Source organism: Helicobacter pylori HUP-B14 (assembly GCF_000259235.1).
GTDB lineage: Bacteria > Campylobacterota > Campylobacteria > Campylobacterales > Helicobacteraceae > Helicobacter > Helicobacter pylori_CU.
Genome location: NC_017733.1, coordinates 1,315,610 through 1,329,250, shown reverse-complemented (window position 1 = coordinate 1,329,250; position 13,641 = coordinate 1,315,610). Strand labels below are relative to the sequence as shown.

At 39.9% G+C, this 13,641-nt stretch carries 14 protein-coding genes; 8 read left to right on the top strand and 6 right to left on the bottom strand.

Annotation, left to right across the window (positions count from 1 at the left end; translation table 11 throughout):
• The first annotated feature begins 62 nt into the window (after positions 1–62).
• The 4 genes from gap to HPB14_RS06425 are packed head-to-tail and all read left to right on the top strand — an operon-like array spanning position 63 to position 3,986.
• Positions 63–1,055, top strand: coding sequence for a type I glyceraldehyde-3-phosphate dehydrogenase (gene gap, locus HPB14_RS06440; protein WP_001121855.1), 993 nt, complete (start codon positions 63–65; stop codon positions 1,053–1,055).
• A 15-nt stretch (positions 1,056–1,070) separates the two neighbouring features.
• Positions 1,071–2,279: a phosphoglycerate kinase gene (locus HPB14_RS06435; protein ID WP_000880055.1), complete on the top strand. Its 1,209-nt coding sequence runs from the start codon at positions 1,071–1,073 to the stop codon at positions 2,277–2,279.
• Positions 2,280–2,294: 15 nt separating this feature from the next.
• Positions 2,295–3,251 (top strand): magnesium/cobalt transporter CorA, encoded by a 957-nt coding sequence (corA, locus tag HPB14_RS06430; RefSeq protein ID WP_000248511.1) that lies wholly within the window; start codon positions 2,295–2,297, stop codon positions 3,249–3,251.
• 6 nt (positions 3,252–3,257) lie between these two features.
• Positions 3,258–3,986: a TerC family protein gene (locus HPB14_RS06425; RefSeq protein WP_000395204.1), complete on the top strand. Its 729-nt coding sequence runs from the start codon at positions 3,258–3,260 to the stop codon at positions 3,984–3,986.
• Between the two features lie 143 nt (positions 3,987–4,129).
• Here HPB14_RS06425 and sabA read toward each other — a convergent pair whose 3' ends face one another.
• The 4 genes from sabA to exbB all read right to left on the bottom strand — a co-directional run bounded on the left by sabA (position 4,130) and on the right by exbB (position 8,025).
• Entirely contained in the window at positions 4,130–6,211 is a 2,082-nt protein-coding gene (gene sabA, locus HPB14_RS06420) for a Hop family adhesin SabA/HopD (RefSeq protein ID WP_000749317.1), read from the bottom strand.
• Positions 6,212–6,399: 188 nt separating this feature from the next.
• On the bottom strand, positions 6,400–7,236 hold the full coding sequence (locus HPB14_RS06415; RefSeq protein WP_000703712.1) for an energy transducer TonB family protein: 837 nt from the start codon (positions 7,234–7,236) through the stop codon (positions 6,400–6,402).
• Entirely contained in the window at positions 7,202–7,591 is a 390-nt protein-coding gene (exbD, locus tag HPB14_RS06410; protein ID WP_000836354.1) for a TonB system transport protein ExbD, read from the bottom strand. The genes HPB14_RS06415 and exbD overlap by 35 nt, the downstream gene beginning before the upstream one ends.
• Entirely contained in the window at positions 7,588–8,025 is a 438-nt protein-coding gene (gene exbB / locus HPB14_RS06405) for a TonB-system energizer ExbB (protein ID WP_001901659.1), read from the bottom strand. The genes exbD and exbB overlap by 4 nt, the downstream gene beginning before the upstream one ends.
• 323 nt (positions 8,026–8,348) lie before the next feature.
• Between exbB and nikR the strand changes: the two genes are divergently transcribed.
• Both nikR and nadD read left to right on the top strand, forming a co-directional pair.
• Positions 8,349–8,795, top strand: coding sequence for a nickel-responsive transcriptional regulator NikR (gene nikR, locus HPB14_RS06400; RefSeq protein ID WP_000380789.1), 447 nt, complete (start codon positions 8,349–8,351; stop codon positions 8,793–8,795).
• A complete protein-coding gene (gene nadD / locus HPB14_RS06395) occupies positions 8,788–9,303 on the top strand; it encodes a nicotinate (nicotinamide) nucleotide adenylyltransferase (RefSeq protein ID WP_014658522.1) in 516 nt (171 codons plus the stop codon). The genes nikR and nadD overlap by 8 nt, the downstream gene beginning before the upstream one ends.
• Here nadD and HPB14_RS06390 read toward each other — a convergent pair.
• Positions 9,300–10,061 (bottom strand): J domain-containing protein, encoded by a 762-nt coding sequence (locus tag HPB14_RS06390; RefSeq protein WP_001062502.1) that lies wholly within the window; start codon positions 10,059–10,061, stop codon positions 9,300–9,302. The two genes, nadD and HPB14_RS06390, sit on opposite strands and share 4 nt — an antisense overlap.
• Before the next feature lie 139 nt (positions 10,062–10,200).
• Between HPB14_RS06390 and mnmA the strand changes: the two genes are divergently transcribed.
• Positions 10,201–11,229: a tRNA 2-thiouridine(34) synthase MnmA gene (gene mnmA, locus HPB14_RS06385; protein WP_000686219.1), complete on the top strand. Its 1,029-nt coding sequence runs from the start codon at positions 10,201–10,203 to the stop codon at positions 11,227–11,229.
• A gap of 43 nt (positions 11,230–11,272) precedes the next feature.
• On the opposite strand, the gene HPB14_RS06380 is transcribed toward mnmA, so the two are convergent.
• Positions 11,273–12,403, bottom strand: a complete 1,131-nt coding sequence (locus HPB14_RS06380) for a hypothetical protein (protein WP_001210219.1) — start codon at positions 12,401–12,403, stop codon at positions 11,273–11,275.
• 124 nt (positions 12,404–12,527) lie between these two features.
• Here HPB14_RS06380 and dnaJ point away from each other — a divergent pair, with 124 nt between their 5' ends.
• Positions 12,528–13,637, top strand: a complete 1,110-nt coding sequence (gene dnaJ, locus HPB14_RS06375; RefSeq protein ID WP_000423850.1) for a molecular chaperone DnaJ — start codon at positions 12,528–12,530, stop codon at positions 13,635–13,637.
• Positions 13,638–13,641 lie beyond the last annotated feature (4 nt).

The window sequence follows — 13,641 nt, the reverse complement described above, 5'->3', positions numbered from 1 at the left end:
TAAGAATGCCTTTATTTAAGAGCATTTGTGATAGAATGGTGATTTTTAAATAAAGGGAAAACATGCCAATTAAAATCGCTATCAATGGGACCGGGCGCATCGGTTTGTGCGCTATAAGAGTCGCTAGTCAAAGAAAAGATGTAGAAATCGTAGCCATCAATTCCACCGCTGAATTAGAAACTCTTTTGCATTTGATCCGTCATGACAGCGTGCATGGGCATTTTGAAGCCAAATTAAACGCCAATAGAACCCTAAATATCGGGCATAGTAAAAATATTTTAGTGTTGAGCGAGCGAGACATTAACAAGCTTGATTTTTCTGTCACTAACGCAGAAATCATCATAGAATGCACCGGGAAATTCAATTCCCTAGAAGCTTCAAGTGCTCATCTTAAAAACAGCGTGAAAAAAGTCATCATTTCCGCTCCCGCGCAAAATACACCCACCTTTGTCTATGGGGTGAATCACACCCATTACCATAACGAAAGCGTGATTTCTAACGCCTCTTGCACGACTAACGCTACCGCTCCTTTATTAAAAATCTTAGATGAAGCCTTTAAAGTAGAAAACGCGCTTTTAACCACCATTCACAGCTACACTAACGATCAAAACCTTTTAGACACCAAGCACAAAGACATCCGCCGCGCTAGAGCGGCTGGTTTAAACCTTATCCCCACAAGCACCGGCGTGAGCAAAGCCATTTCGCTAGTCTTACCGCATTTAGGTCCTAAAGTTACAGGCCTTGCGATTAGAGTGCCTACCCCTAATGTGAGCTTGGTGGATTTGTCCTTAAGCTTTAAAAAAGTTGTGAGTAAAGCGAGCGTTCGGCATGCGCTTAAAGACGCTTGTAAGCATGCCTTTAAAGGGATTGTGAGCATTGATGAAGAAAGGCTTGTTTCAAGCGATTTTATTTCTTCGCCTTTTAGCGCGATCGTGATTGATGATCAAATCATGACAATAGGCGAAAAAAATGCTAAAGTATTGGCATGGTATGATAATGAGATGGGTTATAGCGAGCGCTTGATAGACATGGCACAATATATAGCACAAAATTAAAAGAAAGGATTTTTCATGTTAGCTAAAATGTCGTTTATGCAAAACGTTAAAAACATTCAAGAAGTGGAAGTGAGCCATAAAAGGGTGCTTATTAGAGTGGATTTTAACGTGCCTTTAGATGAAAATTTGAATATTACCGATGACACGCGCATTAGAGAGAGCTTGCCCACCATCCAATATTGTATTGACAATAAGGCTAAAGATATTATTTTAGTGAGCCACTTGGGCCGCCCTAAAGGGGTTGAAGAAAAATTGAGCTTGAAACCCTTTTTAAAACGCCTTGAAAGACTCTTAAATCATGAAGTGGTTTTTTCTCAAAATATCGCGCAACTCAAGCAAGCCCTAAACGAAAACGCGCCCACAAGGATTTTTCTTTTAGAAAACATCCGCTTTTTAAAAGGCGAAGAAGAAAATGATGAAAATCTGGCTAAAGATTTAGCGAGCTTGTGCGATGTGTTTGTGAATGACGCTTTTGGCACGAGCCACAGAAAGCATGCCAGCACTTATGGCACGGCGCGATTCGCCCCTGTTAAAGTGAGCGGGTTTTTACTCAAAAAAGAAATTGATTCGTTTTATCAGGCGTTTAACCACCCTTTACGCCCTTTATTGTTGATTGTGGGGGGGGCTAAGGTCAGCTCCAAACTCACCTTATTAAAAAACATTTTAGATCTCATTGACAAGCTCATCATTGCCGGGGCGATGAGCAACACTTTCTTAAAAGCCTTAGGCTATGATGTGCAAGATTCTTCTGTAGAAGACGCTTTGATAATAGACGCCCTAGAATTATTAAAAAGCGCGAAAGAAAAAAAAGTCAAAGTCTATTTACCTATAGACGCTGTAACCACTGATGACATTCTTAACCCCAAACACATCAAAATTTCACCCGTCCAAGACATTGAGCCTAAACACAAGATCGCTGATATAGGGCCTGCGAGCGTGAAATTATTTTCTGAAGTCATAGAGAGTGCACCCACGATCCTATGGAATGGTCCCTTAGGCGTGCATGAAAAGCAAGAATTTGCCAGAGGCACAACCTTTTTAGCCCATAAGATCGCTGACACTTACGCTTTCTCGCTCATTGGTGGGGGCGATACCATTGATGCGATCAACCGTGCGGGCGAAAAGGATAACATGAGTTTCATTTCTACCGGTGGGGGAGCGAGTTTGGAATTATTAGAGGGCAAAATTTTACCTTGTTTTGAGGTTTTGGATAAACGCCATTAACTCTAAGGATCGCTTATGGTGAACGTGTTTTTCAAACAGCAAAAATTTGTCATTAAAAAACGCTTTAATGATTTTAATGGTTTTGATATAGAGGAAAATGAAGTTTTATGGTTTGAATTAATCAACCCTACGCCCAATGAATTGGCCACTCTAAGCCAAGAATACGCCATCCACTACAACACGGATCATTCCCAACGAGTCTCATCAGTTACCAAATATTGGGAAGACAGCTCCAGCGTTACGATCAACGCTTTTTTCACTAATCAGGATGAAAATGAGACTTTCCACACGGAAATGGCGACCTTTATTTTGTCTAATAACATTCTTTTCACGATCTATTATGGGACTTTAGAAATCTTTGATTCTATCCAAAAAAAGGTTTTGGCTAGCCCTAAAAAATTTGAAGACGGGTTTGATATTCTGACCAAAATCTTTGAAGTGTATTTTGAAAAAGGCGTGGAATGCCTAGAGTGGATCAACAAACAAACGAGCCTGTTGCGCAAAAACATCATTTTCAAAGAAACTTCTACGCATGATGATATTTTAGTGCGCTTGTCCAATTTGCAAGAATTTAATGTGGCTTTAAGGGATTCTTTTTTTGACAAACGGCGCATTATTACCGCTTTATTAAGGAGCAATAAAGTGGATAGCGATACTAAAAATAATTTAAATATCATTTTAACCGATTTTAGCTCTTTGGTGGAGTCTACAACGGTCAATCTCAACTCGCTTGATAACATTCAAAACCTGTTCGCTTCTCAAGTCAATGTGGAGCAAAATAAAATCATCAAACTCTTCACTGTGGCGACTATGGCGATGATGCCCCCCACATTGATTGGCACGATTTATGGCATGAATTTTAAATTCATGCCGGAGTTAGAATGGCAATACGGGTATCTTTTCGCGCTGATTGTCATGGCGATTTCTACGATTTTGCCTGTGCTCTATTTTAAAAAGAAAGGCTGGTTGTAGCCTTTTATGGAATTTTTATCCTCACTCTTAGACGCTCTTTCTACACCGCATGGCATAGTCTCCTTGGCTACGCTCACGCTTTTAGAGATCGTTCTAGGGATTGACAATATCATTTTTATCACGGTGATGGTCTATAAACTCCCCAAACACCAGCAAAATAAAGCCATGATTTTAGGCTTGGGCTTAGCGATGATCGCTCGCATAGGGCTTTTAGGGAGCTTGTTTTTTATCAGCCATTTGCAAAAGCCTTTATTCACTATAGCGGGCATGAGCTTTTCATGGCGTGATGTGGTGCTGCTTGTAGGGGGGGCGTTTTTGGCTTTTAAAGCGTTAGTGGAATTAAAAGAGCAGATCTACCCTAAAGAAAAACACCAAGAAAAAGCGTTTGGCTTTTCCATCACTTTAATAGAAATCATGTTTTTAGACATTGTCTTTTCTTTAGACTCCGTGATCACGGCTATTGGGATCGCTAAACACCTAGAAGTCATGGCGCTTGCTATCATTTTATCTGTAATCGTGATGATGTTTTTTTCCAAAATCGTTGGCGATTTTATTGAAAGGCATTATCGCATCAAAACTTTAGCCTTTGTGTTTTTGCTCGTTGTGGGTGTGTTTTTGTTTTTGGAAGGCTTGCATTTGCATGTTGATAAAAATTATTTGTATGCGGGTATTGGTTTTGCCTTGCTCATAGAATGCTTGAACATTTTCATAAGAAAAAAAATGAAAAAAAATTAAAAAGCGTTTTTTAAAAACAAAATTAAAGGAGTTATTTGTAAAAGGCTTTCATGCTTTTATGAACAACCAAATTTTAATCAAAACTCATAAGCGCATAGGGGCATTTCGCAATGAAACCCCCTTAAAAAGAGGATTTGTGCCACCTAGTAAGCAAACACATAATTGAGATACACGCTATAGAGCCTTCTGTATTTGAGTTCAGCCCCCATGAAAGAGTAATAATCCGTGTTAATGGTGGGGATTTTCACGCCCAATTCCATGCCATGCTGAGCGGCATGATCGCTGTCTTTTTTCTTCGGCCTAGCGAGATTCATTCTCAAGCCTAAATCAAACAAAAATTGGAAATTAGAAGTGCTGACATTAGCGTTATAAATGCCATTCATCATGGTCAAATTCACTTGTTGGGAATTAAGCCACGAAGTCCCAGCTAGTGCAAAGCCTCCAAAAAGCCCCACGGAAAGCTTGTTATTCTTGCCTAAAAAGTTGGTGTTTTTATCGTTGATGAAGTTATAAAGCGCATCCATACCCACCCCATAAGTCCAAACATCAGAAGCGGAGTTAAAAAAATTAGATTTGATATAAGCATGGTTATAATCAAAGAAACCATAATACCTTAACCCCCAATTCCTTTTTTTGCCAAAGAATTGCTTGTAGCCCACTTGCACGCCGATCCCGTTCATTGCGCCGTTATTGTTTTGATAGTCAATCACGCCGATGCGCCTAAAGGGGTTTTTGCCTAATTCTTGCGTGATGGTTTGGAGCTGGTTGTATTTGTTGGTATCCAAAGAATAAGTGAGCAAACCTTCTGGGGAATTAGGGTTTTGAGTGGAATGCGTCATGTTTTGAAGAGACTTGGCGTTAGGCAAGTGAGAGATACCATTATTAATCGCTGTAGAGTCTTTATTCAGGGTGTTAAGGGCTTCTTTAAAATTCAAAATGGTTTGAGATAAAGCCCTATCCTGATTGACCTGATTGCCATAATAAGCGGTGTGTTGCTCTAAGGAATTGAGAGTCTCTTTCACAAACGCGCAACCTGAACCCCAAGTGTTATTAGTGATCACGCCAGCCGATCCTGCTTTACATTCTTCTAAATCCCCTTGAATAGGCCCTTGAATGCTGTGGAAATTGTCCGCAACTTGTTGGGCTAAATTTAAAATCTCTGCTTGAGCGTTAGCTCTGTTGAGCATTTCTTGAGCGAACTGCGTGTCTTTAGAAGTGTAGGGGTTGAAATTGTTGGGTTGCGTGATTTGGGCGTTTTCATTAGCGTTAAGCTGTTGGGTTTTTGCTAGGGCTGTTTGAGCGTTTTTGATCATCTCATTAATTGCGTTAAAGCTATCGCCAAAAATATCCATCACATTCCCGGTTTTGCCGCCAAAACCCCATGCCCCACCGCCACCATTCACATGCGGGTTTTGGGTGGTAAGGACATTGATGATAGTAGCGGCTTGTTGCAAAAGGTTTTCAGCGTCATTGACACTGCTAATCTTTAGCTGGATTGGGATTGATGAACCGCCTGAATAATAATTGCCATTCCCATCGGGGTAAGTGTATTCTGTTGTAGGGTTTCTTGTGAAAGTTTGATTGATATTGACTACCATATTTTTGGAGCTATTCAAGGCAGGCATCCCGCCTCCTTGGTTTTGGTTTAAAGCGGTTTGGATAGTTTGATAAGCGGTATTGAGAACTTGGTATTCACTGCTAGACAGAATGCCATTGGGTCCTACATTACTAGCTCCATTACAAGTGGTAGTGGTCGTTCCGCTACCGGTGTTGTAGCTGTAGTTTGGCGTGTTGTCAAACGATCGAACGCCCCCATTTTCTAAATGTTCTGGGCCAAGATTGGGGCCAGGGCCGCAACTGATCCCAAAGGCTATGACTTGCCACATGCCCACAGCGGCATTGAGCGCTAAAGCCACAGCTTGATAGGCGGGGGAAGTGGTGGTAGCGCTAGTGAGGTTAATCGCGCTTGAGCTTAAATTATCAATCGCACCCGTGATTGCACTCGGTGTGCTGGCTAGATTGACTAAGGAATTTAAGTAATTGTATTGGTTTAAAAGGTTGCTCAAATTATCGTATTTGTCCGCAAGGTTTTGCAATGCTCCAGTGTTTTTCACTTGTTGGACCGCTTCACCGATCTGATAGCCCACACTCATATAAAATCCGTCGTCTTCAGCCCTTGATAATGAAGCCATGAGAGAAAGAGAGAGTAAGAGAGATTTTTTCATGTTTTCTCCTTTTATTAGATTTTTCTTTGATACAAAGAAACTCCATATTATAAGCAATAAATGGAATTTTATGGCTAATTTTAGCTCTAAATTTTAGAGATTTTGTTTTTTTTTTTTTGTAAATTGCGAAAAATAGGGGTTTTGGCCTAACTTTTAAGGCTTAAAACCGCCCTTAAAAGAAAGACTAGTTAGTCTTCTTTCAAGCTATAAGCGATAGGGATTTTTAGATGCACGGTTTCTTCTGGTTTAGGGAACAAGTGCGCCGCGCTTTTAATGGCCTCTAAAGCCGCATGGTTTAAAATATCAGTCGTGTTGCTTTTGACGACTTTAATGTCCGTAACGCTCCCATCAGGATTGATCACAAAGCTCACTAACACTTCGCCCTCAATGCCCCTAATCTGCGCCATTTTAGGGTAGCGGTTTTTAGAAGAAATAGCGGTTTGGATCTTCATTAAAAATTCGTTGCTCACCCCTGGGTTATAAGCTTGAGCTTCAGAAGTTGCACCCTCAGAGGTTTTGTTGGATTCTTCTTGCTTGTCTTTTTCTTTGACTATATCTTTAGTCGTTACTTGTTTAGGAGCGTTCTTTTCTTTAGCTTCCTCTTTAGCTTCTTCTTTTTTGGGCTCTTCTTTAGGCTCTTCTTTCTTAGGTTCTTCAACTTTTGGCTCAGGCTTAGGTTTGGGTTTTGGCTCAGGTTTGGGTTTAGGCTTAGGCTTGGGTTTAGGCTTAGGCTTGGGTTTTGGCTTAGGCTTTGTTACCTCTTTCTTGGGTTCTTCTTTTTTTGGCTCTTCTTTAGGCTCTTCTTTGGGTTTAGCGGATTCGGCATTCGTCTTCACTTTAGAATTGGTGTTAATGCTGGCTAAACTCATGGTAACCTTAGTGGTCCCGGCTTGCGCTAAAGGCTCTGGGGCGTCTTCACGCAGTAAAAAATAGCCAAACCCTATAGCGTATAGGGCAAAAGAGATTAAAAAGCTGACACTCGTTGAAACTTTACTGAGCTTCTGTGGAGATGGAGAAATTTTCATGATTATGCTCTTTTAAAATATCCATAATGCTGATAAAAGTTTCAAAACGAGAGCTTTTGTCGCTTTTTAAGTCTATAAGGGTTTTAGGGTCTGTTTGTTTGACTACAGCGCTCAAAGCTTCTAAATTCGTCGGTTTGTCATCTACGAAAATATTGTCATGCTCATCTACGGAGATGACCACCACTTTTTGATCGTTTGGCTGGGATTTTTCCGCATTTTTAGCGTTAGGGAGACTGACTTTAATCTTACCTTGCGCGATAAAAGTAGAAATGCTTAACACAATCGCCAGCAAAACGAGCATAATATCAATGAAAGGGACAACATTCAGCCCATCGCCTCTTCTGATGCTTTTCATTTTTTCATGATCCTGAATTTTTCACTCAACACATCGGACTTTCTCAACAAGCTATTATAAGCGATCAAAGTGGGAATCGCCACAGCAAGCCCTAGAGCGGTCGCTTTTAAAGCTAAAGACAAACCTACCATGATCGTTTTAGCGTCCATCCCGCCGCTCATGCCCATGTCATAGAAAATCACCATGATCCCTAAAACCGTCCCCAATAAGCCCACATAAGGCGCGTTAGAAAAAATCACATAGAGAATGGTTAGATTCTTGGTTAAATCCAAATTCAAGGCATCTATATCATCATAAGCTTTCAAATTGACTTTAGAATAAAAAATAACCCTTTCAATCACAAACCACAAGGCTAAAAAACTGGCCACGCCAAGCACCGCAAAAACAAATATGTCCACATAATCTTTCAACATTCCCACTGAAAAACCGCCCATAAAAACTCCTTGTCTATGATAAAACAATTCCCTTAAGATTAAAGCAACATGCAACACAGCCACACTAAAGAGCATGCACTCTTTAAGAAGCATTCGTTCGCATAAATGCTCCAAAATGATAAAAGAATGTTGGTTTGTTGATTATATTGTTTTAATAATAACAAGTCAATGATGATTAAGCTAATAATTACAATCAAATTCAAACGCTCTTATGACCAACCATTTAAATCCAATCTGTATTATAATTGTTCATTTTAAATTAATTCAATCATACTAGCATGAGTGGCTTTTAACGAACTCATGCCAAAAAAGGATTTTTCTCAATGGATACACCCAATAAAGACGATTCAATCATCCGCTTTTCGGTTTCTTTACAACAAAATTTATTAGACGAATTGGACAACCGCATCATTAAAAACGGCTATTCTTCTCGCTCAGAATTGGTGCGCGACATGATCAGAGAAAAATTAGTAGAAGACAATTGGGCAGAAGATAACCCTAATGATGAGAGTAAGATCGCCGTGCTTGTGGTGATTTATGATCACCATCAAAGGGAATTGAACCAGCGCATGATAGACATTCAGCATGCCAGCGGGACGCATGTTTTATGCACCACGCACATTCATATGGATGAGCATAATTGTTTGGAGACGATTATTTTACAAGGCAATTCGCTTGAAATCCAACGCTTGCAATTAGAAATTGGGGGGCTTAGGGGGGTTAAATTCGCTAAATTGACTAAGGCGTCTAGCTTTGAATACAATGAATAACATCTTAAAATACAAAGAATTAGCGCTCTATGGAGGGAGTTTTGATCCTTTGCACAAGGCTCATTTAGCCATTATTGATCAAACTTTAGAATTACTGCCATTCGCTCAGCTCATTGTCTTGCCCGCTTATCAAAACCCTTTCAAAAAGCCATGTTTTTTGGACGCAAAAACCCGTTTTAAGGAATTAGAATTAGCTTTAAAGGGAATGCCTAGGGTGCTATTGAGCGATTTTGAAATCAAGCAAGAAAGGGCTGTGCCTACGATAGAAAGCGTTCTTCATTTTCAAAAACTCTACCGCCCTAAAACGCTTTATTTAGTCATAGGGGCGGATTGCTTAAGGCACCTTTCTTCTTGGACTAACGCTACAGAGCTTTTAAAAAGGGTGGAATTAGTGGTTTTTGAAAGGATTGGCTATGAAGAGATCCAGTTTAAGGGACACTACCACCCTTTAAAGGGCATTGATGCACCGATTTCTTCTAGCGCGATTAGGGCTAGTTTAGGGGTTTAAGCGTGTTTTTTAATGTGGCTATAGGCTTCTTGAATGATAGCGAAGCGTTTGGCGTAAAGAGCCTTTTTTTCTTTAAGATCGCATAAATCAGGGTGGTAGGTTTTAGCTAATTCTAAATAGCGCTTTTTGACTTCGCTGAAATTTTCATGTTTGATAAACCCTAGCGTTTTATAGCATTCTTTTAATTTGCGTTCAGCCATAGTGGTGTAGCTGTCCTTGCCAAAGCCATTAGGATAGATGAAATCTAAGCATGCGTTATGGACGATTCTATTTTCATTGAGCGTTACAATGAGTTCCCAAAAACGCTCTGAATCGCCTCTTATATGCAATTCATCTTGGGTTTCTAAAAACACATAGCCGCTGAATTTTTGGCGTAAAAAGCGCTTAGCGATAGGGTGCTTGGTGATAAAAAGCGCGTATTCTGCCCCAAAGGTTAAAACTTTCACTTCTATTTTTTCTAAAAGCGTGTTTTGATTGATGATCTTGATGCGTATGGGCAGGTGGCTTTTTTGTAAAACCTCTTCTAAAGAATGCATGCTAATATCTTTCTCATGCGTGCATTCAAGGGCATGATAGACCCAATTGAGCAAGTAGTTTTTTTTAAAGCATTCCGTGTCGTTTAAAATGAGTAACGATGAAGAGAGCATGTGGCACTGGCTGAAATGTTTTTTAGCGTAGTTTAAAACTTTTTTCAATAAAGGGTGGCTGTTAGGGAGCGCGATTTGCGTGAATCTGGCTAACAATTCAATTTTGGCCATTGCCCTTATTTTCTCCATGCGTTTTGATGCGATTTTTAAAAATCTTTAGGTATTTTAGCATGCCAATGGTTAAAAAAAGGTGGTTATGAATGGTTTTTGCGCTAGACTACGAGCCATAACTCATAATGAAAGATTAAAAATGAAAATAGCGGTATTACTCAGTGGGGGGGTGGATAGCTCTTATAGCGCTTATAGCTTAAAAGAGCAAGGGCATGAATTGGTGGGGATTTATTTAAAACTCCATGCGAGTGAAAAAAAGCATGATTTATACATCAAAAACGCTCAAAAAGCATGCGAGTTTTTAGGCATTCCTTTAGAGGTGTTGGATTTTCAAAAGGATTTTAAAAGTGCAGTTTATGATGAATTTATCAACGCCTATGAAGAAGGGCAAACCCCTAACCCATGTGCGTTGTGCAACCCTTTAATGAAGTTTGGGCTAGCTTTAGATCACGCTTTAAAATTAGGGTGTGAAAAGATCGCTACCGGGCATTATGCGAGAGTCAAAGAAATTGACAAAATAAGTTATATTCAAGAGGCTTTGGATAAAACTAAAGATCAGAGCTATTTTTTATACGCTTTAGAGCATGAAGTGATCGCTAAATTGGTGTTCCCTTTAGGGGGTTTGTTAAAAAAAGACATTAAGCCTTTAGCCTTGAATGCGATGCCTTTTTTAGGCACTTTAGAGACTTATAAGGAATCTCAAGAAATTTGCTTTGTGGAAAAAAGCTACATTGACACTTTAAAAAAGCATGTTGAAGTGGAAAAAGAGGGTGTGGTGAAGAACCTACAAGGCGAAATCATTGGCACGCATAAGGGCTATATGCAATACACGATTGGCAAACGCAAAGGCTTTAATATTAAAGGCGCGTTAGAGCCGCATTTTGTGGTGGGGATTGACGCTAAAAAGAACGAGCTAATTGTAGGCAAAAAAGAAGATCTCGCCACGCATTCCCTTAAGGCTAAAAACAAATCTTTGATGAAAGATTTTAAAGATGGCGAATATTCTATTAAGGCTCGTTACAGGAGCGTGCCTGCTAAAGCGTTTGTCAGCTTGAAAGATGAGATGATTGAAGTGGAGTTTAAAGAGCCTTTTTACGGCGTGGCTAAAGGGCAAGCCTTGGTCGTTTATCAAGATGACATCTTGCTTGGTGGGGGCGTGATTGTTTAGGGCTTTTGGCACTTATAGCCTGATTGATCGCTTTTTTAAACACTCACTCTTGCTTAAAATTTTCAAAGCTAGGGAATCCATGCGGATCTAAGCGGATATTTTTAATAAGAGCTTTTCCACCGCTCAAATCACCGCTCACATTGAAGGGCTTTTTAGTCTGTTGTTTGGCTAAAAGGGCTAAAACTCGGGCGTTTAACGCCATGGTTTCATTTAAAAACGCCATTTGCTTATTTAATTCGCTTAAAAATTCTATATTCAAGGTTTTTAAAGTATGCTCGTAATTGGCTAAGATTAGCGCATGCTTTTCTTTATTGTTTTTAGCGTCTTTTAATTCTTTGTCTCGCTCTATTAGGGCGTTTTGGTAGCGTTGGTGCAATTCTTTAGCGCATGATTTGAGGTTTTCTTTATTGCATAAAAAATGCGTTTTTAAAGTTTCCAGGCGTTTTTCTAAGGGTAAAAAGGTTTTTAGGGCGTCTTCTTGGGCTTGGATTTGGCTTTGAAGCTTGTTTTTAAATTTTTTCAAACGCATGGCTTTATAGGCTTGAAAATCATGGTTTATGAGGGCGTTGTATTCTAACGTTTTGTTATGGGATTGTTGGTTATGGGCTTGGTTTTCTAAAACTTGATCGCACAAGGCGTTTAAAGCGCTCATCAAATCCAATTGGGAGAGCAAATGGGCGAGTTTAGGCTCTTTGAGTAAGAAAAGGGCGTTGTTTTGCTCTTGGACTTCTAAAGCGTTTGAAGCCTCTTCTAAATTCTTAACGCCGCTCAAATAAGGGCAATGTTCTTGCAAGAAAAGCGTTTGGGATTCTTTGATTAAGCGTTCTTGTTCCATGCTCTCTTTTAAGCGTTTTTCTAAAGCTTGTAATTTTTCTAATTCCAAAGCGCTTTGTTTCAATAACGCATCAGTGTCCATAAGGCGGATCTGGCTGGCGTTAAAAAAACGCCTTTGGCTAGTTAGGGTGCTGTTAGCTTTTTTGATTTCTTTGAGTTGATCCTGGTTGTTGGAAAGCACGTTTTGATAGATTCTTAAACTTTCATTGAGTTTGTAAAGCATGTCAGAAAGCTGTTCGTTAGAGCGCGAAAGTTTGGCGTTAGTTTGAGAATCAAAGGTCATCATTATCTGTGCGTTTGAAAAGGTTAGAAAAAATAAGAAAAGGCAAAAAAATCTCATGGGGTTGTCTTTATTACTATAGTTTCATCGTGTTATTTTATCTAAGTTTTGGTATGCGCTAAAACACGCAAAATTGTCGCTTTTAAGATAAAATAAGCGTTTTGATGCCATTTTTGGAGCGATCGTGGAATTGAGTTATTATGAAATTTTAGAAGTGGAAAAACACAGCAACCAAGAGACCATTAAAAAGTCTTACAGAAAGCTGGCTTTAAAATACCACCCAGACCGAAACGCCGGCGATAAAGAAGCCGAAGAAAAATTCAAGCTCATCAATGAAGCCTATGGGGTGTTAAGCGATGAAAAGAAACGGGCCTTATACGACAGGTATGGTAAAAAGGGCTTAAACCAAGCCGGCGCGAGCCAGAGCGATTTTTCTGATTTTTTTGAAGATTTAGGCTCGTTTTTTGAGGACGCTTTTGGGTTTGGCGCTAGGGGAGGTAAAAGGCAAAAAAGCTCTATCGCACCGGATTATTTGCAAACCATTGAATTGAGTTTTAAAGAGGCGGTTTTTGGCTGTAAAAAAACCATTAAAGCCCAATACCAAAGTATTTGTGAGAGTTGCAATGGCACGGGTGCTAAAGATAAAGTTTTAGAGACTTGCAAGCAGTGTAATGGGCAGGGGCAGGTGTTTATGCGTCAAGGTTTTATGAGTTTTGCGCAAACTTGTGGGGCGTGTCAAGGTAAGGGCAAGATCATTAAAACCCCATGCCAAGCGTGCAAGGGTAAAACCTACATTCTTAAAGATGAAGAAATTGATGCGATAATCCCTGAGGGCATTGATGATCAAAACCGCATGGTGCTTAAAAATAAGGGCAATGAATACGAGAAGGGGAAAAGAGGGGATTTGTATTTAGAAGCGCGAGTCAAAGAAGATGAGCATTTCAAGCGCGAAGGCTGTGATTTGTTCATTGAAGCGCCGGTGTTTTTCACCACTATCGCTTTAGGGCATACGATTAAAGTGCCGTCTTTAAGAGGAGGCGAATTGGAATTAAAAATCCCTAGAAACGCCAAAGACAGGCAAACTTTTGCGTTTAGAAACGAGGGCGTGAAACACCCTGAAAGCTCTTATAGGGGGAGTTTGATCGTGGTGTTGCAAGTGATTTATCCTAAAAGCTTGAATAAAGAGCAGCAAGGGTTATTGGAAAAATTGCATGCGAGTTTTGGCTATGAGGGCGAACCGCATAAAGGCGTTTTAGAAACTTGCGTTTCTAAAATTAAAGACTGGTTCAAATAAAAGG